Genomic DNA, 21,324 nt, shown 5'->3' on the forward strand with positions numbered 1-21,324 from the left:
CATCACCCCTCATCCACTTGAATCGTAACGCCCCCTGCACGCGCTGCATCACGAGCTAACGGTGTAATCACCGTGGACGGGGATACGTAAATCACACCTTCTTTCGCCTGCTGCACATCGCTGTGGGTCAGCACTTTCCCTTCAAATACTACAGGGCGCAAACGCGGCATTCCTCCCTTTTCTGCTCTTTCTTCCATCCGTGCCTCCTCGTCAGCCAACGCCAGTACATCCGCAATAGAGCCAAGGGTAGCACCAAAGGAACGAAGCGTGTCTGTATAGGCGCGAATATGCTGTCTGTAGCGCTTGGCCGACTGGGAGAGCACCGCGTCTCCCGTTTTTGGATGAAGAAGCCATTTCAAGGAAACGCACGGGACAAGCAACGCAGGAATGCCCGCCAGCAACGCTTCCGCAAGCAACCGGCTTTCCACGGTTCCAGTAAGCCCTAACGCGCCCTGAACAATTAAATCTTGACTTGTCTCAAGAAATACCGTTTGCTTCACATCACGGTGCAAAGACACATGCTCGATTTCTTCCACCCGCGCATGATATACATTCCATCCTGCCTGCAATTCTTTTTCAATAATATCAACGGCTTTCGCTTCCAGTTCGCCCGGATAGACGAGCAAAAGTCCAGGTTTGACCGGCCGCGTAGGTTCAGCGGCCGGATAGAGCCTGGCGAGCACCTCTTCAACGATGCGCTCAAGAATCGCTTTATCGGTAATCATTATGAATCAAGCTGCGCCTTCGGCAGGATGCTTTCGAGTTCGTTGTGCGGGCGCGGGATAACATGGACGGAAAGAAGTTCACCAACGCGCTGCGCCGCGGCTGCTCCAGCATCCGTCGCCGCTTTCACCGCTCCGACGTCACCGCGCACCAGCACGGTTACTAAGCCGCCGCCAACATGCACCTTCCCGATAAGATGAACATTCGCCGCCTTGACCATTGCGTCCGCAGCTTCTACGGATGCAACCAAGCCTTTCGTCTCAATCATTCCCAGGGCTGTTAATTCTCTTGCCATCATTTATTCCTCCTCATATATTGTAATCTGTAAAAATAACATCCTTTTGCATATAGATCTTGCTTACTATACCGACACACTCTCAGCACAAGTCAATGCCGATGCGTCAAATCGGTGATAAATTTATAGTTGCGCGAGCACTTTATCCACAATAGCAGCCACCGTCTGCTTGTCCATCCGACCAACCGGTCCGACTTGGGCCAGCACCTGAGCTACCACTTCCTTGATTTGCCCTGTTTCGCTTTTCTCTTTAGCGCTCGCTGTACGAACGTCTACAGTGCCGTTTCCCGGCTTCGGTACGGTCACATCTTTCGCATGGTAGGCCAACCGCTTTATACTCATCAGGTGATGCGCCGTAATATTATCTCCGGTAATATTACCGCCGAACGTTCCGCAGCCAAGCGTCATCGATGCGGTAAGTCCCGTTGTTGCCCCGACTGCGCCGATGGAAGACGGGGTGTTGACAAGAATGCGTGATACAGGCAGACGCAGGGCAAACGTCCGCGCCACTTCGTCGTCTTCCGTATGCAGCACCAGCGTATGACCGCGACCGCCAAGCGCCAGCAACCTCTCACATAAATCGCTTGCTTCCTGCCAACCGTTCACCGTGTACAATGCGAGAATCGGAGACAATTTTTCGATCGAGAACGGTATCTCTTTGCCGACCTGCGTTTCTTCCGCAAGCAAGAGCATTGTTTCCTGCGGAACCCGGATGCCGGCCATTTCCGCGATCACTGACGCGCTCTTGCCTACGATCGCCGGATTCAGCTTGCCGCGCATGGGAGAGATAACATGTTCAACTTTTTTCTTTTCCTCTTCGTTTAACACGTATGCTCCATTATTTTTGAATGCGCGCAGCGTCTGCTCCCGTACATTACGATCAACGATAACCGACTGTTCCGAGGCGCAAATGGTACCGTTGTCAAACGTTTTACTATCAATAATACGTTGAACGGCCTGCGCCACTTTCGCCGTTTTCTCAATGTAGGCTGGTACGTTGCCCGGGCCAACGCCGTATGCTGGCTTACCCGAACTGTAAGCAGCACGTACCAGCCCGCTGCCGCCCGTCGCCAGAATCAAATGTACATCCGGGTGTTTCATCAGCCCTTCCGTTGCTCCCATGGTCGGCTCTTCAATCCAACCAATGATGCCTTCCGGCGCTCCGGCTTTCACAGCCGCTTCATAGCAGACGCGGGCTGCTTCCACCGTGCACCTCGTCGCGGACGGATGCGGACTGAAAACAATGGCGTTCCGTGCTTTAAGAGCGATCAAACTTTTAAAAATCGCGGTCGAAGTCGGATTGGTAACTGGTACGATCCCGGCGATGACACCGAACGGCGCGGCGATCTCCACCACCTTTTCCTCCGGGACTTCCCGGATGACACCAACCGTTTTGACACCGGCAATTGATTCATATACCCCTTTGGATCCAACCTGATTTTTAATCACCTTATGCTCGATAACGCCAAGCCCGGTTTCCTCTACAGCCAGGCAAGCCAAATCGTACGCTTTTTCGTACGCCGCATCGGCCATGGCTTTGACAATGCGATCCACCTGCTCCTGTGAGTAACCTTTAAACTCCTGCTGGGCTTGTTTCGCTCGACGCACGGCGTTTCGCATTGTCTGCACCGATTGCAAATCTCGATCCAACTGCAAACTGCTCACTCCTTTCCTGCTCGCTTACCAGACAAGGGGCTGACGGGCGATTTGAATAATGCTGTCACGAAAAGCGGCCGCTGCTGCCTGGCAAGCTGATTGCGTTCCGGTAAGAAGCCCGCCGCCAAAGTTCGTTTCGGACGGCGGCCCATAAAATGCGGCCAGTTTCACATCCGCTGCCTTCAGCGCGGCGTCTAGCCCATACATCGCCTCCAGGGGCGGGGCAATTAAGTACGCCAGCGGCTCCCCTTCGTTAATGCCCGCCACTTTCGACAGATAGCTTCCGGTGCGAGCCACTACATGTGCATATAAGGTGTGCGTGCCTTCATCATTCAACGCCTCAAAATATGCGTCGTAGCGGATGGTATTTTCGATCGCTTCAATACCGCTGGCCACTTCGTCCGGATTAGGGCCTGCGATAATACCGATAAATTCACCGGACAGCGGACCGGACGCGTGCGCCGCGCCTGCGTAAAACGAACGAGCATATACAACTTCCACTTCCGCCCGCTTGGTTGCTTCGTCAAGCGCAGTGTAACCTACGTCGTCAATGGTGGTTGTAATCATTCCCAAACTTCGCTGGCCCGGCTTTAGTTTGAACTGCTCGGCCAGCGCCTCGTCTACATTCGGAATCATGCGCACCGCCAGCACTTCTGCTCGAATCGGCTGAAGTTCCACTTCTCCCCACCTCCTCTATTTTTCTTTCTGCACGAGGGATACGCCGCTCGCTTCATACTTCAGAATTTTTTGGACTACATTGCCGAGGTACGCTCCCGCTTCTACCGGCGGAATCCCGCCCGCATGAATATTGGAAATAACCATGCGATCCGCTTCCACTGTCCCTTTCCGCGGACGATAGCACAAGTACGCGCTCAAACTCTCCGCGCTAACCAGTCCGGGACGCTCACCGATAAGCAATACGACTACGTCCGGTTCAAGCACCTCGCCGATGTCGTCCATCACCGCTACGCGACCTTTCTCTACAAAGAAAGGTGTGCCAGTTTCAATGCCAAGGTTTTTCAGCGATTGCATAAGAGCTAAGTACGTATCTTCCGCATTCGTATCGACCGCCTGTGAACTCAACCCGTCAGAGAGAACAATCTGTACTTTCGGCTTATATTTGCAGCGTTCACGCAGCGTCTTTTTCGCCTCTTCACTCAAACGGCGCCCTAAATCTGGCCTAAGAATATACTCTTCTTTGCTGCTTACGCAGGTGGCTACGCTGAACAGGTTCAGCCGTTTCAACAGCTCCGGATTCACCGTACCGTACACGGCGTCCACCGCGGCCGCATGGTCAAGGCGAAACGTAAGCCACGTGTCCGTCTTCGGTCTAAGTCCGGCGCGTCCGATGCCGATCCGGGCCGGAGTCTGCTTCATCAAGGTTAACAGTTGTTCTTTATTTTGCGGCTTTTCAATCCCTGTTTTCCTACCACCGTTAGCACCAGTCGCCGAAGGTTCCACCGGCTTCGTCTGCCGGGCGGTAGATTCCGTTACAGGGGTGACTGGATTCTCCGTGATTTTCTCCCGTCCGGATGCTACATGATCCCATACTTTCACGGAGCCATAACTTCTCGTTTCTGCTTTCAGCTTCGGTTCTTTAAGAGGCTGTTGCGCTTCCACCGCTTTCAATTTTTCCATGACAAGACGGGTTACGGTTTCAATTAGCTGCTGATCCACTTTCTCTCCTCCTAACGTGCAAAAATCGTCGGATCGCCGGCCCGTTTGCTTAAGTTACCGCCTTCCGTAATTCCCATCTCTTCCAGCCAGGCTGCAAACTTCGGCGCCGGCTTCTTGCCCATCGTCTGACGCAATGTCGCGATATCGTGATAGCTCATCGACTGGTAATTTAGCATACAGTCATCTCCCATTGGGGTGGCAATAATAAAGTTGACGCCGGCCGCCGTCAGCAGCACACCAAGTTCTTCCATGTCGTTCTGGTCAGCACGAATATGGTTGGTGTAACAAATATCTACCCCCATCGAAATGCCATGCATCTTGCCCATAAAATGATCTTCCAGCCCGGCACGAATGACCTGTTTACTGTCGTATAAATATTCCGGTCCGATAAAGCCGACAACCGTGTTGACAATATACGGATCAAACTTTCGGGCAAAACCGTAGTTTCGCGCCTCCAGCGTCATTTGATCGATGCCGTGGTGCGCTTCCGCTGACAATTCCGAGCCTTGGCCTGTTTCAAAATACAGACGCTGCGGCCCCTGGCTCATCCCTTTTTCAGCGATCATTTGCTTCGCCTCTTCCAACATCGCGGCGGTAATCCCGAAGGAACGGTTAGCCGCTTCCGTCCCAGCGATGCTTTGGAAAATCATATCGGCAGGCGCACCGCGTTCAATCGCTTTCATCTGAGTAGTAACATGGGCAAGCACACAGTTTTGTGTCGGAATTTTCCATTCTCTAATAAACTCATGTGTCACTTGCAGGAGCCGTTTTACACTGTCCACCGAATCGTCTACCGGATTGATGCCGATAACTGCGTCGCCTACACCATAAGACAATCCTTCTTTCAGCGAAGCAAGAATACCGTCCACGCTATCGGTCGGATGATTCGGCTGCAGGCGGGACGCGAGCGTGCCTTTCTGTCCAATGGCGATATTGCAACGGGAAATCACCTCGATTTTATTCGCAGCGTGAATTAAATCGAGGTTGGACATTAGCTTTGCGGCCGCTGCGATCATTTCGCTTGTCAGCCCGCGGCTCAGCCGCTTCAATTCCCTGTCCCCTACCCGATCGTTCAAAATGTACTCCCGCAGTTTTGCCACTGTCCAACCTTTAATGTCCTGAAAAATGGTCTCGTTGACCTGTTCATCAATGATGCGAGACACTTCATCTTCGTCCGGTGGAAGCAAAGGGTTGTAGCGAATATCCTCAAGCGTCAATCCGGCGAGCACCTGCTTGGCTGCGATGCGCTCCTGCACCGTTTCGGCGGCTAGGCCTGCAAGCCGGTCACCTGATTTCTCCTCATTTGCCTTGGCAAATACTTCTTTTAAATCTTTAAACTCATATACCTGGTTTTGCAGCGTCGTCTTCAACCTCATCGGTACACCTTCCTTTCTCAAGAATGGAACGCGAGCGTTTTGACAACGACAGGCACAACCTCTGATTGCAGCACCCGTCCGATATCAAGATAATCCCCGTTTTCCACATGTATCTGATCGATACAAAGCACACTGCGCTCCGCTTTCATAGCCATGAGCGATTGCCCAAGCACTTTGGCCATATCGTTTTCCACGACAATGACAAGCGGCTGACCTTGATCCGGCTGCTTGCAGAATGCTTCCAGAATCGCGGCCGCTACTTCCTGCACCTCGTAAAACCTGAGCATCGGCACATCGGACAGATAGAGGGCGAAATTCCGTCCTTCCCTGTTCGGATCATACAAGGCAATCGCCTGCTCCACCGCCCGAAATATTTTCTCGCGCGTGCCGTTCGATTCATTTTCAAATGATAGACGGTAAACAGGTAAATTCTTAATCGGCAACGATTCCTTCTCGACCTGAATCGTTGCGCCGCTGATTTCTGTCGTCTGCGTTCCCGCGCCAAGTACGGTCGCCCGCACAGTCTCCTTAGGCTGAATCCATCTCCAGCGTGCAAGCGCCGGATGACGGCGAAGTTCTTCGGACAACTGTACGCCTAAATCGTTGTAGACAGGCATACCGGTTTCTTCCTCACGTTTTTCCAAATGGTATATGCACTCACCCACACCGCCTGAGAACATAATGTCTTCTACCGGAACATTCCAGTCCGGCGGGTGACCGAGCAGCAACGGCTCGTCTTCCAGCTCCACTTTTCCATCTAAAATCCGGCCGAGCGTGTCCGCCATCGCCACCGTCACTTCACGGATGGCCAAAGAGTCCGCCGCATCTCCCAGGGCCAGTTGAATTCCTTTTTGTGCGATCAACTTCTGTACAGGCGACGAAATCTTTTTTACCTGTCCATCCTCATATTCAATGAGCCGGCCACCGATATGAAGCGTACACGTTCCTTTAAATATACCTGCCTGGTAAACGGCGATATTGGCTGTTCCGCCTCCAATATCAATATTGGCCACCGTTCTGCCTGTCACTTTCGAATATTCATAGGCTCCGGAACCTTTGGCCGCAATCATCCCTTCCAAATCTGGTCCTGCAGTGGCGACGAGAAACTCACCTGCCTCATCGGACAAGCGGCGTACCATTTCTTCAGCATTTTCTTTGGTCGCTGTCTCGCCAGTAATAATCACCGCACCTGTCTGAATATCTTCCGCACGGATACCCGCTTTTGCATACTCCATGCGCACCAAGGAAAATACGGCGGGAATGTCAATCAAATAATCTGCGCTGAGCGGAGTACGGTAAATCGGGCTTTTATGGATAATTTCGGTGTCAATAATTTCAATGCGCGGCACCTGGCTGGCTCCAGCCGTGTTCATCAGAGAAAAGCGGCTAATCACCAATTTTGTGGTGCTGGTCCCAATGTCGATACCTGCGCTAATAATCTGTTCAACTTCTCGCTCAACCCGGCGCATGATTCCCCCCCTTTCTTTGTATCCAAAAAACGCCCTATACGACGGAATGTAGGGGTCCGTCACATAGGGCGCCTTTGCCTCTGTCTATTCTTTTTTTGTTTTATGAACCAAAACATTGTTGTTAAAGAAGCGAATGAATGTCAAGCGCACGGTTCTTTAAGACGTATTCCGCCACTTCGCCCATCGTTTTGCGCGTATTCATACAGTATGTACGCATCGTTTGATAGGCGCGTTCCTCGTTTAGTTGATAGACATCCATCAGAATTCCTTTCGCCTTTTCCACCCGTTTGCGTATCTCCATTTTTTTCTCCATCTCTTTAATGTTGCCGAGGAGCGATTTCACATGCCGGGACTGGCCGATAGCAACCTCCACCGCCGGAATCAAATCTTTTTCGGTAATCGGTTTGACTAAATATCCGAAAATATGTGCTTCCTTCGCCTCCGCAATGAGCTCTTCTTCCGTATGCGCGGTCAGCAGAATCGTCGGAATATCAAATGAACGGTAAATAATACGGGCCGCCTTCAATCCATTCATCTTTGGCATTTTTACATCCATGACGATTAAGTCAGGACGATGGCGGGCGGCAAGTTCAATCGCGGTTTCCCCATTATTTGCTTCCGCCACCACTTCATATCCAGCTTCCTGTAGCATTTCCTTAATATCCATGCGCAGGATAGACTCGTCGTCCACGACCATCAATCTGCCTTTACTCACCCGTCACTCCCCCTGTTCTGCCGGAAAGGAGACGCTTGCTCGCGTGCCTCCCCCTTCATTTTGCATAATCTCAAATGCTCCACACAGGTCAAAGTGCGTTAAATTTCGCACAATTTCAAGCCCGAGCTGGTCGGTTGCTGACTGCGCTTCAAATCCTTTCCCATCGTCTTCTACACAAAGGCAGAGCTCATTTCCATGCTTATAAAAATGGATGCGAACAACGCCTGAGGAACGTCCCGCAAACCCGTGCTTTAAACTGTTCTGAACCAACTCTGTCAGGATCAGCGCAAGCGATACCGCCTGTTTGGACTGGAGAGCGATTTCCTCAATTTCCATGACAACATCCACTTTGCATTCTTCAGACGCCATATTGTAAACGAGCATGCGCGCGATCTTTTCGATGACTTGGTTCATCGCTACCTGTTCGATTCCGTTGTATGACAGTACCTCATGAACGGTTGCGATGCTAATAATCCGGTTCAAGCATTCCTGATACAGCCCCTTTGCTTCATCGGGAACTCCCCGTCTCATTTGCAGACGCAACAGCCCGGCTACCGTCTGCAAATTGTTTTTCACCCGGTGGTGAATCTCCTGGATAACCGCTGATTTAACCATTAACTGGCGCTCCTTATCCCGTAAATCGGTAATATCTCGCAAATAAAGAAGCAGGCGCCGTCTCTTATCTTTTTGCTGCAGGCAAATGCTGCGCAGAACGTACACCATGCCTTGGTCGTGTACCTCTCGCTGAATGACCCCGTCATGGAGATAATCGCTCTCAGCAATGAACGGAAAAATTTCGTCCACTTTTTTATCCGTGTAATTTTGTCTCGTGAGACCGCTGCGCGATTCGATCAGGCCGATCGCAAAATTGTTTGCGTACAGAATTGTCCCATCTTCGCGCAATAGAAGTAGCGCTTCTTCGATTACATCCGGAATCGACTGTTCTTTAGAAATCAAATCCCAGAACGTGCGGCTGAATTCCTGCGTTGTTTCCGATAAAAGAGCCAATTCCTTTTCATGCTTTACCTGCAGTGTAATATCCTGCTCCAAAATCAGCATACCGATCGTTTGCCCTTTGCCGTTCTTAATCGGTACCACATTTTGCTTAACGTGGTGCCCCTCCTGAGTCAACGCCCGGTTCATAATCGCGGGCTTTCCTGTCCGATAGGCACGAAACACACCAGGCTCGTACGATTCGAACACTTCTTTTCCCACAACGCTCTCCTTATACAATGAGTGCGTGGTTGTGGGAGCCGCTTCCGCCACCACAATGACAGCGCTCCGATCTTTCACCGGGCAGTCGATAAAAACGTTCGCTTGGGAAACATCCGCTATCATTTGTAGCGCTTCACTTTTTCCGATAATAATTCGAATATCTTCTTCGCTAAGAGGAGTGTACTGCTGGCATAAATGGTAGATTCGTTTTGCTTCTGCGACATCAATCATACTTGAAAGACTCCTTTTACGTAAAAAAGGCTCCTCCAACAACACGCACACTTCCTCATTGTTGATAGGCGCCTTTGCCTGTCAGATATTCATTTTATTATCTTAATGATAATAGAAATAAAATTATCTGTAAAGGGTTACATGTAAGAAATATTTTCTGATTTAGAATTCGCGCAATAATCTTTCATTTCTTCACGTGAATGGCACGAGATCAACGCTTTCATTTCCTCTAACCCTTCGTTCTTATACGCTGAAACGAACACAATTGGGCCATCCGGAATCGCACGCCGCAATTGTCGCGCCGCCCGTTCTCTGTCTGCCTCCGGAGCGTCGGTTTTCGTTACTACCCCGATAGCAAGCTTCGGGATACCTGTTGCAAACCCGGGGGGAAAAATGGTCTTTGGGTTCGTCGCATCCTGAATAAAAAGCACATGGGTAACTTCAAGCGCCGTTGCCATGATATTTTTGTAGAACAATGGGTTTTCGGTATATTCGCCCGGCGTATCTACGATCCAGTCCCGATAGATGAGCGATTGAGTTTTCACAGCGGGCACATCGCGTCCTAAGAGCGCATTGGTAAGCGTGGATTTGCCTGCCCCGATGGCACCAATCAGCATCGCGCGATGTTTTTTCTGCATTTCCTTTCCTCCCTGACTATGATTTCGTAATCATGGCCGGCGTATAACCGAGATTGTGCGCTAAGAATTCATTAATGCGCTGCATTGCGGTTTCCACTTCTGACACGCTGCCGACCAAGACGAGACTGCCGGTAAACCGGTCAAGGAAGCCGATCGTTACACTGGCCGCCTTCGTCGCCAAATCGCCGGCAATAATCACCGTCTCGCTCGGGGTCAGCGTCAGAATACCGATGGAACCCCCTTGTGGAATTCCCAGCTTGTCAAACATATCTTCATCCGGATTGGCGATTAAATGGCTTAATGTTACCTGTTTGCCCGGCACAAATTCCTGGATAAACCGCTTTTTCTCTTCTGCCATGCACATTTTCCTCCTCGCAAACGCAAAAAGCCCCTGCCAAATATGACAGTGGCTCCGTTGCCGCACAATTTTTTCTATATATTATAGCATAGTGATAAATAAATACAAGCATCTATGACTACTGGTCAGTCCGCGCCCCATTTCTGTGACATACGCGCACCTACCTTTCCAACCTCTCTTTCAACTTTTCCAGCTTGACAAACGGGTTTTTTCTCCCTACTGGTTTCATTTTATGCCTTTTGCTGCACACATTGCACAAGAACCCAGCTACGTTTTTCTCTTCTTCTTTGTTTTCGGCGGCGCTGCGATAAACAGCATATACTCGTTCTTGAATCGGCTTACCGCACGCCATACAAGTCTCATCGCGGTTCATCGTTTCCAATCCTTTTAAAAAATAATGCATATATATCAAAAAAACTTTGCTTCACTTACCTGATAGCCGCTTACAATCCCTTTCTTAATTGCCTATTCTACGCTAGTATACGCCCAATGTCCAGAAGGCATGTCGCTGAAATAAGTTGCCAAGACATATACCTAGCAACTTATTTTTATAGATTACCTGTCATCTGTTAAGAACGTTTCCTTCTTATTCGGCCAATATACGCCTCGCTCCCAGGCTAAAACAAACGATTCGAATCTAAATCCACTCAGCGGTTCCTGCAAATCCCCAAATACCCTTTTGACAGACCCAATTTGTGACTCATGAGCCAATAATGCTTTTACCTTTACTTCCCAATGAATTTGACTATCAAATTTCACAGTTGGAGAATGACCTGCTTCTTTTAGTGCTCGACTAGCAACATAATATAATTTTTGTACAGTTGGACATTCCCCACTTAGTATGGCTTCACGCGTAGCATGATGAATTGCGGTATGATCCGGATGTCCAGAAATACCATCTTCCGAAAAAGTGATAACAATTTGCGCCTGCTGATCATTAAGAAACGTGACAATATCATTTACCAATTGATAACGATCTATGCTAGCTAATTTCCCATCAGGATAATTTAAATGATGGATTGCAAATATACCCATGACATCTGCTGCCTTTTGCAATTCCTGTTTCCGTTTTGCCGCCAGCTCTTCTTTAGTCATGGGGCCCAAACGCCCCGTTTTCCCGGCTTCACCTAGGGTTGCCACACAAAGTACAACATGATTCCCTCGAACAACTAGTTCACGAATCGTTGACGCACATGCAAATGATTCATCATCCGGGTGTGCAAAAACGAAGGCAATCGTATTTTTTTTCAACGCATTCCCTCCTCCTTATGTACTGTCATTTACATATTCATACACCGCGGTATAAACACAGTATTCCCTTTACTTTACCAAACTTATTTAATAGAAGCTGCCATCCATTTGAAAAGAAATATTTGAGATGAATTCATGAAATATCCCCCTATTGCAGATGCAATCACCCAAACATTCAAGAAAAATGACAAGGCTGTGCTCCATATTACAAATTACAAAAGCCCGATAACGTGCTGTTCTCTCGACAAATGAAAGATACACTGGAAAAAGTTTTATTTGTCAGCTTGCTTTTGGCATAATGAAAAGTAGGAAGACATCATACACATGCATCGAGAAGATGATGAACCATGAAAGGGGCTTTGGAACGGAATGAACAACCAAACGCTTGACCAGCTCGCAGTCAACACCCTACGTGTTCTTTCGATTGAAGCGGTAGAAAAAGCGAAGTCCGGTCATCCCGGCCTTCCAATGGGAGCAGCGCCAATGGCGTACACGCTCTGGACGCGTTTTATGAAGCATAACCCCGCCAATCCAAGCTGGGCGAATCGAGATCGGTTTGTGCTGTCGGCAGGACATGGTTCCATGCTATTGTATAGCCTGCTGCACCTGACCGGATATGATGTGTCACTTGATGATTTACAGAACTTTCGCCAATGGGGCAGTCCTACGCCGGGACATCCGGAATACGGTCACACACCGGGCGTGGAAGCAACGACTGGCCCGCTTGGACAGGGAATCGCGATGGCGGTCGGCATGGCGATGACCGAACGCCACCTTGCCGCAAAATACAACCGCGAAAACCATAATATTGTTGATCATTACACATACGTCCTCTGTGGGGATGGCGATCTGATGGAAGGTGTAGCGGCTGAGGCCATTTCCCTTGCTGGCCATTTGAAACTGGGGCGCCTGATTGTGTTATACGATTCCAATGATATTAGCCTTGACGGAGAATTAAGCCTTGCATTCTCTGAAAATGTGAAACAGCGGTTTGAAGCATGCGGTTGGCATGTCTTGCGTGTGGAAGATGGTAACGATATCGAAGCCATTTCCTGCGCGATTGCCAAGGCGAAAAACGAAACAGAACACCCGACGCTAATTGAAATTCGCACAACGATCGGGTACGGAAGCCCGAACAAAGCAGGAAAATCGGAAGCGCACGGTGCGCCGCTCGGCGCCGAAGAAATCGAACTGGTACGCAAAGCGTATGATTGGGAACATGAACCGTTTACAGTCCCGGAAGAAGTGCGAGCTCACTTCTTGGAAGTCAAGATGAGAGGGCAGCGGGCCGAACAGGAATGGAACGAGAAGTTTGCAGCGTACAAACAAGCTCATCCGGATCTTGCCAAACAATTCGAACAAGCGATGCGCGGAGAATTGCCCGTAGGCTGGGACAGCGAATTGCCTTCCTTCGCTCCAGAAGATGGAAAAGTCGCAACGCGTGAAGCGTCGGGCCAAGTGATTAACGTGATTGCAAAAACCGTGCCATTCTTTCTCGGCGGTTCTGCTGATCTGGCGTCATCCAACAAGACGATGATTAAAGACGAGCCGAACTTTATGCCCGGCCAGTATGAAGGCCGCAATATCTGGTTCGGCGTGCGCGAGCATGCAATGGCTGCTATCATGAACGGAATGGCGCTGCACGGCGGCGTCAAAGTATATGGCGGCACTTTTCTCGTATTTGCCGATTATCTCCGTCCGGCCATGCGACTTTCGGCGCTGATGGATGTACCTGTCATTTATGTATTCACGCATGATAGCATCGCCGTTGGTGAAGACGGACCAACGCATGAACCGATTGAGCATTTGCCTGCGCTGCGCGCGATTCCAAACTTAACTGTGCTGCGTCCAGCTGATGCCAATGAAACAATCGCCGCCTATCGTTACGCGGTAAGCCGCAGCAAAGGGCCGATCGCGATGATTCTGTCCCGCCAAGGCCTGCCTATACTTGAAGGAACAAAAGAAAAAGCGACTGAATCGGTAGCGCGCGGCGCGTACATACTCTCTGATACGGACGGTACACCGGATTTGTTGCTTATTGCCTCCGGTTCAGAAGTAAGCCTAGCGCTTTCGGCCAAGCAAAAGCTTGAAACGAAAGGCCGCCGCATCCGCGTAATCAGCATGCCGAGCTGGGAACTGTTTGAACAGCAGCCGCAAGAGTATAAAGATAAAGTGTTGCCACCGGACGTGAAAGCTCGCGTCGCTATCGAAATGGCGCATCCGCTTGGTTGGGAACGCTACGTAGGCGATAAAGGCAAGGTGCTTGGCATTACTAGGTTCGGTGCATCCGCTCCTGGCACAAAATTGATGGAAGAGTACGGGTTCACACCGGAGCATGTGGTAGCTATTGCGGAAAAAGTAATAGCTACATCATAAACATGATGCTCAGCGGTCTCCCACATAAGGGAGATCGCTTTTTTTGTTAAGAAGTGAGCTTTTAGCTTTACAGTTTTTGTAGGAGTATGATATTTTATGCGAGATGAAAGGAAAGAAAGTTGTATGTTGCATTGAAACAGGAGGGGCAAAACAATGGAACAGCTGCTCATTATTTTTACCATTAATATTGTGTATGTATCGTTTTTTACTATCCGAATGATTATGGTGATGAAGGGACAGAAGCTGTTAGCCTCCCTCGTCAGTATGGTGGAAGTGTTCGTATATTTGATGGGTCTTTCTCTTGTGCTTGGTAATCTTAATAATCCGTTCAATCTTGCGGCTTATTGTATTGGCTGGGGCACCGGCGTATATATGGGTAGCAAAATCGAGGAACTGTTAGCGCTTGGCTATGTAACTGTGCAAATTGTACTTGATTCATCTCAGAATGATATTAGCCGTATCCTGCGTGAAAAAGGATATGGGGTAACCAGTTGGCAAGCAAACGGTAAAGATGGGCAGCGTGTTGTAATGAATGTACTCGCGAAACGAAGAAACGAGAAGAAGTTGTACCAGACGATTAAAGAATTGGCGCCGAAAGCGTTTGTGATTTCGTACGAACCGAGATTTTTTTACGGTGGCTTTTGGACAAACCGAATTACAAAATAGTACAATAGGAAAATCTAACATATCGGAACAAGTTTGATGATACATTTGACTTAAATTCCAGTTTTCCTGTTCTCTTGCCGCCGAAGGGAATGGGAATCCATCGACGTTCGTATCATTATAATTAAAGGCACCATCTATTTCTTACGGAAGGACGGATTCACATGATTACACTCGACGGGATCCGGCAGGCAAGAGCTATCCTTCAACCTGTCGTCCGCTACACTCCGCTCGACTACTCGACCACATTCAGCGAACTGGCCGAAAACCAGCTTTATTTAAAGCTAGAAAATCTGCAAAAAACCGGGTCTTTCAAAGTACGTGGTGCTTATAACAAAATCGCTTCCCTAAGCGAAGAAGAAAAAGCGTGCGGGGTAGTGGCGGCCTCCGCTGGCAATCACGCGCAGGGTGTTGCTTTCAGCAGTACAAAAGCTGGCATCACAAGCACCATCGTTATGCCTGAAGGCGCCCCGCTCAGCAAAGTGCAGGCTACGCAAAAGTACGGCGCACAGGTCATTTTACACGGTCAGTCATTTGATGAAGCATTAGAAAGAGCGTTTGAAGTGCAAAAAGTGAGCGGAGCTACATTTTTGCACCCCTTCGATGATCCGCGTGTTATCGAAGGCCAGGGAACCATCGGGCTGGAAGTGCTTGAGCAATTGCCTGATGTGGATGCCATCGTCTGTCCGATTGGCGGTGGAGGACTTATCGCCGGAATTGCGGCAGCGATAAAAACGCTTAAGCCTCATGTGAAGGTTTATGGCGTAGAAGCCGCGGCATGCGCCAGTATGGCCGCATCGTTAAGCCAGGGACAACCGGTACTTGTAGAAAGCACCGGGACGATTGCTGATGGTATTGCAGTCAAGAAACCAGGTACCCTAACGTATCAATTGGTGCAAAAATACGTGGATGACGTGTTTCTAGCTGAAGATATCGAAATCTCGCGCGTAATGTTGTATCTGCTGGAACGCAGCAAACTGCTCGTCGAAGGGTCCAGCGCCGCCGCACTCGTGCCGCTCTTGTACCGCCGCATACCGTTGACCAATAAAAAAGTGGCCGTCATTTTGAGCGGCGGAAATGTAGATGTGACATTCATGTCACGCATCATCGAACACGGTCTTATCGAATCAGGCCGGTATATACGCATTGCGACGACCGTGCATGATAAGCCGGGCAACCTTAATCGCCTGCTATCGATCCTGGCGCAAGAAGGCGCCAATGTTATTTCCATCCATCACCACCGTATCAGCCCGCGCATTGTTCCAGGTCAAGCAGAAGTGGAACTGGAGCTGGAAACAAACAACCGCGCACATATCGAACGCATTGAAAAACGCTTGGTGCGTGAAGGATATCCTGTTAACGAACGAATGTGAAAAAGACGGCGGGACGGCACCTGCTGAGTTGGACTCGCATGATATCCACTCTGCGTTACCACATATAGCGGACGCCATAGCGCCCGTCTTTTACCCGAAAAATTTCAATGACACGAGGACTCCTGTATCCTTTTGTCCACCAGTCTTCCTCCATCCGCTTCACAAGGCAGCTCGCTTGGAATTTTGTGTTGAATAGCGCCATCCAATAAATCCATTTCATGCCCTGTTTTCCCTCCTTATGATTGCTACAATCTCTCTGCACGCTTACAATCCCTCTTACATGTCTCCTTTATTTTTACAGGGAACCGGGATATCATGTGTCCCGTCTCTGTTTTTTCAAAAGGTGAGCAATTGTGTCCTGAAGCCAATCCCGATCGCTTTTAAGCAAGCGAAGGCGGCGATCGATGGTTAGGTCTACGCTTGGATTATGCTCATGCTTCGGCACTCTTTCATACACTTTAATCTGTTCCTCCAGATTTTTGAGCCTTGCTTGAAGGCAACATATCACTTCGTACGGCGAAAGATGATCAAGAAACATCAACCCGATATCGCCCGGCAGCGTGACCTGCTCCAAATGCGAAAGATTCTCTTGCAAGAGGCGGTAAAACTCCTTCTCTCCTTCTTTCGTAATCGAATACACCTTGCGCGGCGGACGATTCTCCTCCTGCTCCATACGCAACGTCACATAGCCGGCCTCATGCAGTCGGTTTAGAATGGCGTACGCCGTCGCTTTTTTCAAATTCATAATCTGACTTACATTTCGTTCGATAAATTCGTTAATTTGATAACCGTGCTGGCTCTGATTCTTTAATAAACCTAACAGCAATAACGCTCGTTCATCCATTCCTATGTTCCCCTTTATGAATTTCCTTTGTTATCTTACCTATCCTGTAGCAAAGGATAGTGGAATCTAACCCCGAACCGCAAAAGAATAGGCATGCAATCTATCACACTTTATTATCATTATCTGTCATTATAGCTAAACTATATAACGATTGTGTGAATATAACCAAACTTGACTATGTAAACGTCCAAGGATCATTCCGATGCGCCTGCTACCTCGCGAGCCCGTCTGTACTCATCGCAGGCATTGCGCTGGTCGTCAACCACAATTTTTTCAGACAATATAGCCAAAGGCGATGGCTGCCTGCACACACGCACGACACCATCGCCTTTTTATTTTATTTATCAATTATAGTACCATAGCCGCAATGAATCCAAATATAAATAAAGGAATATTGTAATGCAAAAACGTCGGGACGCACGTATCCCATATATGATCATGCTGTCCGTCTGCGTTTAGGCCAGACGTCGGCCCGAGCGTACTATCAGAAGCCGGCGATCCAGCATCGCCAAGCGCACCCGCTGTCCCGATAAGCGCTGCGGTCGCAAGAGACGAAAAGCCAAGCTCGGCGCATAGCGGTACGTAAATCGTTGCAATAATCGGCACTGTACCAAAAGAAGAGCCGATGCCCATCGTAATAAGAAGTCCGATCAGCAACATAATAGCGGCAGCCAGCATTTTGTTACTTCCAAGCCATGCGCCACTCGCCGCTACAAGCCCTTTGACCGCCCCGGTTTCTTGCAGCACAGACGCGTAACCGGACGCCAGCAACATAACAAATGCAATAAATCCCATCATGACCACGCCGCGCTGTACAACCTCATCGCCTTCGTTCCAGCAAACAATACGGAATATAAACATCAACAGAATTCCAGTTAATGTACCAAGCACAAGGGATTCCATCCATAGTTGCACGCCAAGCGCCCCTAGAATCGCCGTCAGGGTAAGCGCGTGCTTACCGGTAAAAGCTGTTGTTGCATGTTCATTTTTTGTTGATAACACAAGCGTATTTTCTTTTTCAACATACGTTCTTTCTTTGCGATATGAAATAAACAACGCAATAAAAAGCCCGAAAATCATCCCGAGCCCCGGAATCAGCATCACTTTCGGAAACATGGATACATCAATTGGCATCCCGTTTTTTCCCATCTCTTTTGCCACAATACCGTGATAGATAAGTCCGAAACCAGCAGGAATCATAATATACGGAGCCTGTAGACCAAATGTAAGCGCCGAAGCAACAGCCCTGCGGTCAATTTTCATCTGATTGAACAGAGAAAGCAGCGGCGGAATAAGAATAGGAATAAATGCGATATGCACCGGCACAACATTTTGTGATAACGATGCCACAAACGCAATCGTGACAAGCAAAACACCGCGCTTTCCCTTCAGTATACTAATTAACTTCTTTAGGAGAATGGACGTAATATTAGAACGAGCAATCATGACTGCGAACATGCCAAGCAACACATAGCTGAGCGCCGTTTCCATTTGTCCGCTCATCCCTTCAATCATTGTGGAAACTGCCTCTTTCAGCGAGAGTCCCCCCATTAAACCAGCCGTTATCGCCGCGGCGATTAATGCAAAAATAACATTAATCCGCAAAAGCGACAGCACAACGATAACAAGCACAGATACAACCACTGCATTTAACAACACTGTTTCCTCCTTTAGTATGGTAGACAGATGAAGTTATATCATACGAAAGGATTTCTGACAAGAAGAAGAAATCAAATCAAATACAACGCAAGCCTCCGAAAAATTCCGGGGGTTTTTCTTAGACTTCTATTTTTGCTTGCTTTCGGCTTATACTTATAGGACAGGTACATTGGGAAAAAACATGGAAGGAAGGAAGAGAGTCCATGAAAAAAATGGCGGTACTTCTTGTATTGCTTGTGCTTATTGGCGGCATGCTCTACAGCACGCTCAGTAAAAAAGAAGAAACACAGACCGGCGCTGAGACGACAGCAAATAAAACAGTGACAAGGAAAGAAATAGAGCCAAAGACAGAACAAGAAACACAGCGCGTAGAAATAGGGGTGCAGGAAGGCAAGAAGGCGCCGGATTTTACGTTGGAGACACTGGACGGCAAAACCATGCACTTGTCCGACTTGCGAGGAAAGATCGTCATTTTGAATATATGGGCGACCTGGTGCCCTCCGTGTCGTGAGGAAATTCCTGATATGGTAAAATTTTATCGTGCTTATAAAGAGAAAAATGTAGAAATTCTAGCTGTCAATCTTACGGAAACGGAAAGCAGCGTGCCGAATGTCAAACGGTTTGCCCAAGGAATGAATATGCAGTTTCCAGTGCTGCTTGACCGGAAGTCGCATGTGGCTGACATGTATCAAGTTACTATTGTTCCCACTAGTTTTATTATCGACGCGGACGGAATCATCCGCCAGCATGTTATGGGTCCAATGACATATTCAACTATGGAAAAATTCATAGAAAACATAAAGCAAAAATAATGTATGAAGATGATCTATCATTATTTTTGGCTTATCAGTTTTTCCAATTCATTTAATGTTTCTGCAAACACTTTCAATGCATCGTCGATTGGTTTAGATGTAGATACATCAACACCTGCTTCCCGTAATATTTCAATCGGCGCTTTGGAATTACCCGCAGATAGAAACTTCTCCCGAATCCGATCCACGGCAGGTCTGCCCTCTTTCAACACCTGCTCAGCCAGCGCTGTGGAAGCGGCAAAGCTGGTCGCGTACTGATAGACATAGAAATTGTAATAAAAATGCGGAATGCGTCCCCATTCCATCGCAATTTCTTTATCATTCACCATGGCTGCTCCATAATATTTTTTATTGATATCAATATACATTTTCTTAAGCGCTTCCGCATTCAACGACTCGCCTGCCTGTTCTTTTTCATGAATCAGTTTTTCGAATTCAGCAAACTGTGTCTGACGAAATAGCGTTGTCCGAAAATTTTCGAGGCGCTGATTCAACAAATATATTTTTTCTTGCTTTGTTTTCGCCTTAGCATACATGCTTTCAAATAGCAATGCCTCATTTAGTGTAGAAGCGACTTCCGCGGTAAATATCGGATAATTGGCTGTAATATACGGTTGGGTTCGATTTGTATAATATGTGTGCATAGCATGCCCAAGCTCATGCGCAATCGTAAATATATCATCAGTCGTACCCTGATAATTTAATAGCACATATGGATGTGTGTCGTACGCGCCTGATTGGTATGCGCCGGAACGCTTGTCAGCGGTCGAATACACATCGATCCACCCGCTTGTGAACGCCTTGCTTAGCACTTTGCCGTACTCCTCACCAAGCGGCTTAAGCCCTTCCAGCACCCGTTGTTGCGCTTCTTCGTACGGAATATACGATGAATTCGCCTCTACAATCGGTGTATAGATATCGTACATGTGCAGCTCTTTGACGCCGAGCATCCTCTTTTTCAGTTCCATATAGCGATGCAAAAGCGGCAACCCCTTGTTGACGCTTTGAATCAACTGGTCATACACTTTTACCGGCACATTGTTTGGCGTTAAGCTCGCTTCCAACGCGTTGCGATACTTTCGTACCTTGGCGTACGTATTATTCGCTTTTACTTTTCCAGAAAGCACCTGAGCAAATGTATCCTGATACTCTTCAAGCGTTCTGTAATACGCTTCGAATGCCGCTTTCCGGACATTGCGATTTTTGCTTTCCATATAAGCCGTAAAATTGGCACGCGTCAATTGCACTTCTTTTCCGTTCTCGTCTTTAATTTTCGGAAATTTCACATCCTTGCTGAGCAACGAATACACATTTTCTGGATTCTGTCCGAGCGGTGAAAACTGGGCCAGCAGTGCTTCCGTTTCTTTGTTCAGCGTATGGGGCTTAATCCGTTCCAAATCTTCAAGAAACGGCTTATACGGGGCAACCTCCTTTTTGGCCAGATACGCTTTTCTTTTGTTTGGTGGAATGGCCAGCACTTCCGGTGTAAACCAAGACGTTTTTTCCGAAACGAGCACGCTTGCTTTCTCCGCCTTATCAAACAATTCTTTCAATGAAGAATTGGAGGCATTAACATCAAAGCCCATGGATGCGTATACGTATACCTTATCGCGCAACCGCATAAGATCACTTAAATCATTAAGCGCTTTCAAAAACACAGCATATGATTCCGCCAATTTCCCCTGATGGGCCGGGAACGCGTTTGCCATTCTTTCCAGTTTCTTAAGATCGGCTGTCCAGGCCTCTTTGCTTATATAAATGTCTTCTAAGTTCCACTTGTACCTCGCTGGAATATCCGCACGCGTCTTATATTCCGGCCGCTGCGCCTTTTTAATCATCTCGGTCGTGTTCATGACTTCGCTGCCAAGCACAACCGGCATGGGGAAGACGGACACCGCAAACGTCACCGCTGTTACAGTGGTAACGAACTTTCGTTTCATGTTTCACACCTCTTTTCCAAAAATGTGTAACTACTTTATGGTATGCACATCTT

The 21,324-nt window shown here is 48.4% G+C and carries 22 protein-coding genes; 4 read left to right on the forward strand and 18 right to left on the reverse strand.

The genetic code is table 11. The annotated features are described in order from the left end of the window. Positions 1-2: 2 nt before the first annotated feature. The 13 genes from BLR88_RS02545 to BLR88_RS02605 form a co-directional block, all read right to left on the reverse strand. A complete protein-coding gene (locus BLR88_RS02545) occupies positions 3-725 on the reverse strand; it encodes a hypothetical protein (protein ID WP_057898954.1) in 723 nt (240 codons plus the stop codon). Further along, positions 725-1,018, reverse strand: a complete 294-nt coding sequence (gene eutM, locus BLR88_RS02550) for an ethanolamine utilization microcompartment protein EutM (RefSeq protein WP_057898955.1) — start codon at positions 1,016-1,018, stop codon at positions 725-727. Before eutM ends, BLR88_RS02545 begins: the two co-directional genes overlap by 1 nt. A 123-nt stretch (positions 1,019-1,141) precedes the next feature. Next, positions 1,142-2,674: an acetaldehyde dehydrogenase (acetylating) gene (locus tag BLR88_RS02555; protein WP_091259869.1), complete on the reverse strand. Its 1,533-nt coding sequence runs from the start codon at positions 2,672-2,674 to the stop codon at positions 1,142-1,144. A gap of 24 nt (positions 2,675-2,698) precedes the next feature. Further along, positions 2,699-3,352, reverse strand: coding sequence for an ethanolamine utilization microcompartment protein EutL (gene eutL / locus BLR88_RS02560; RefSeq protein WP_082706001.1), 654 nt, complete (start codon positions 3,350-3,352; stop codon positions 2,699-2,701). Between the two features lie 15 nt (positions 3,353-3,367). Beyond that, complete coding sequence (gene eutC / locus BLR88_RS02565) at positions 3,368-4,351, reverse strand: ethanolamine ammonia-lyase subunit EutC (protein ID WP_057898957.1); 984 nt, start codon at positions 4,349-4,351, stop codon at positions 3,368-3,370. Between the two features lie 11 nt (positions 4,352-4,362). Then, positions 4,363-5,727 (reverse strand): ethanolamine ammonia-lyase subunit EutB, encoded by a 1,365-nt coding sequence (locus BLR88_RS02570; protein WP_057898958.1) that lies wholly within the window; start codon positions 5,725-5,727, stop codon positions 4,363-4,365. Between the two features lie 17 nt (positions 5,728-5,744). Next, positions 5,745-7,196, reverse strand: a complete 1,452-nt coding sequence (locus tag BLR88_RS02575) for an ethanolamine ammonia-lyase reactivating factor EutA (RefSeq protein ID WP_057898959.1) — start codon at positions 7,194-7,196, stop codon at positions 5,745-5,747. A gap of 121 nt (positions 7,197-7,317) precedes the next feature. Continuing rightward, entirely contained in the window at positions 7,318-7,911 is a 594-nt protein-coding gene (locus BLR88_RS02580; RefSeq protein WP_175493538.1) for an ANTAR domain-containing response regulator, read from the reverse strand. A 3-nt stretch (positions 7,912-7,914) separates the two neighbouring features. Continuing rightward, positions 7,915-9,357, reverse strand: coding sequence for a sensor histidine kinase (locus BLR88_RS02585; protein WP_057898960.1), 1,443 nt, complete (start codon positions 9,355-9,357; stop codon positions 7,915-7,917). Between the two features lie 137 nt (positions 9,358-9,494). Continuing rightward, a complete protein-coding gene (locus BLR88_RS02590) occupies positions 9,495-9,995 on the reverse strand; it encodes a EutP/PduV family microcompartment system protein (protein ID WP_057898961.1) in 501 nt (166 codons plus the stop codon). Between the two features lie 16 nt (positions 9,996-10,011). Next, positions 10,012-10,353, reverse strand: coding sequence for an ethanolamine utilization microcompartment protein EutS (eutS, locus tag BLR88_RS02595; protein ID WP_057898962.1), 342 nt, complete (start codon positions 10,351-10,353; stop codon positions 10,012-10,014). A 160-nt stretch (positions 10,354-10,513) separates the two neighbouring features. Continuing rightward, positions 10,514-10,756 carry a hypothetical protein gene (locus BLR88_RS02600; RefSeq protein WP_057898963.1) on the reverse strand — a complete coding sequence of 81 codons (243 nt, stop codon included), beginning with the start codon at positions 10,754-10,756 and terminating at the stop codon, positions 10,514-10,516. 152 nt (positions 10,757-10,908) lie between these two features. Beyond that, the gene (locus BLR88_RS02605; RefSeq protein WP_057898964.1) at positions 10,909-11,604 is read right to left on the reverse strand and encodes a PIG-L deacetylase family protein; all 696 of its coding nucleotides are present in this window, start codon (positions 11,602-11,604) and stop codon (positions 10,909-10,911) included. Between the two features lie 369 nt (positions 11,605-11,973). On the opposite strand from BLR88_RS02605, the gene tkt reads away from it, so the two are divergent. The 3 genes from tkt to ilvA all read left to right on the forward strand — a co-directional run bounded on the left by tkt (position 11,974) and on the right by ilvA (position 16,016). Further along, complete coding sequence (gene tkt, locus BLR88_RS02610) at positions 11,974-13,980, forward strand: transketolase (protein ID WP_057898965.1); 2,007 nt, start codon at positions 11,974-11,976, stop codon at positions 13,978-13,980. Between the two features lie 153 nt (positions 13,981-14,133). Then, entirely contained in the window at positions 14,134-14,646 is a 513-nt protein-coding gene (locus tag BLR88_RS02615) for a DUF2179 domain-containing protein (protein WP_057898966.1), read from the forward strand. A gap of 161 nt (positions 14,647-14,807) precedes the next feature. Then, positions 14,808-16,016: a threonine ammonia-lyase gene (ilvA, locus tag BLR88_RS02620; protein ID WP_057898967.1), complete on the forward strand. Its 1,209-nt coding sequence runs from the start codon at positions 14,808-14,810 to the stop codon at positions 16,014-16,016. 55 nt (positions 16,017-16,071) lie between these two features. Here ilvA and BLR88_RS19320 read toward each other — a convergent pair whose 3' ends face one another. The 4 genes from BLR88_RS19320 to BLR88_RS02630 form a co-directional block, all read right to left on the reverse strand. Continuing rightward, positions 16,072-16,236: a hypothetical protein gene (locus BLR88_RS19320; RefSeq protein WP_175493539.1), complete on the reverse strand. Its 165-nt coding sequence runs from the start codon at positions 16,234-16,236 to the stop codon at positions 16,072-16,074. Positions 16,237-16,329: 93 nt separating this feature from the next. Continuing rightward, on the reverse strand, positions 16,330-16,860 hold the full coding sequence (locus BLR88_RS02625) for a PadR family transcriptional regulator (protein ID WP_057898968.1): 531 nt from the start codon (positions 16,858-16,860) through the stop codon (positions 16,330-16,332). A gap of 194 nt (positions 16,861-17,054) precedes the next feature. Then, positions 17,055-17,177 (reverse strand): hypothetical protein, encoded by a 123-nt coding sequence (locus BLR88_RS20305; protein ID WP_302846653.1) that lies wholly within the window; start codon positions 17,175-17,177, stop codon positions 17,055-17,057. A 31-nt stretch (positions 17,178-17,208) separates the two neighbouring features. Then, positions 17,209-18,516, reverse strand: a complete 1,308-nt coding sequence (locus BLR88_RS02630) for a Na+/H+ antiporter family protein (RefSeq protein WP_082706002.1) — start codon at positions 18,514-18,516, stop codon at positions 17,209-17,211. Positions 18,517-18,722: 206 nt separating this feature from the next. Here BLR88_RS02630 and BLR88_RS02635 point away from each other — a divergent pair, with 206 nt between their 5' ends. Then, a complete protein-coding gene (locus tag BLR88_RS02635) occupies positions 18,723-19,331 on the forward strand; it encodes a TlpA disulfide reductase family protein (RefSeq protein WP_057898970.1) in 609 nt (202 codons plus the stop codon). Between the two features lie 20 nt (positions 19,332-19,351). Here the strand turns inward: BLR88_RS02635 and pepF are convergent, their stop codons facing one another. Then, positions 19,352-21,271, reverse strand: a complete 1,920-nt coding sequence (pepF, locus tag BLR88_RS02640; RefSeq protein ID WP_057898971.1) for an oligoendopeptidase F — start codon at positions 21,269-21,271, stop codon at positions 19,352-19,354. Between the last annotated feature and the right edge of the window lie 53 nt (positions 21,272-21,324).

Source organism: Aneurinibacillus thermoaerophilus (genome assembly GCF_900099925.1).
Classification (GTDB): Bacteria; Bacillota; Bacilli; order Aneurinibacillales; family Aneurinibacillaceae; genus Aneurinibacillus; species Aneurinibacillus thermoaerophilus.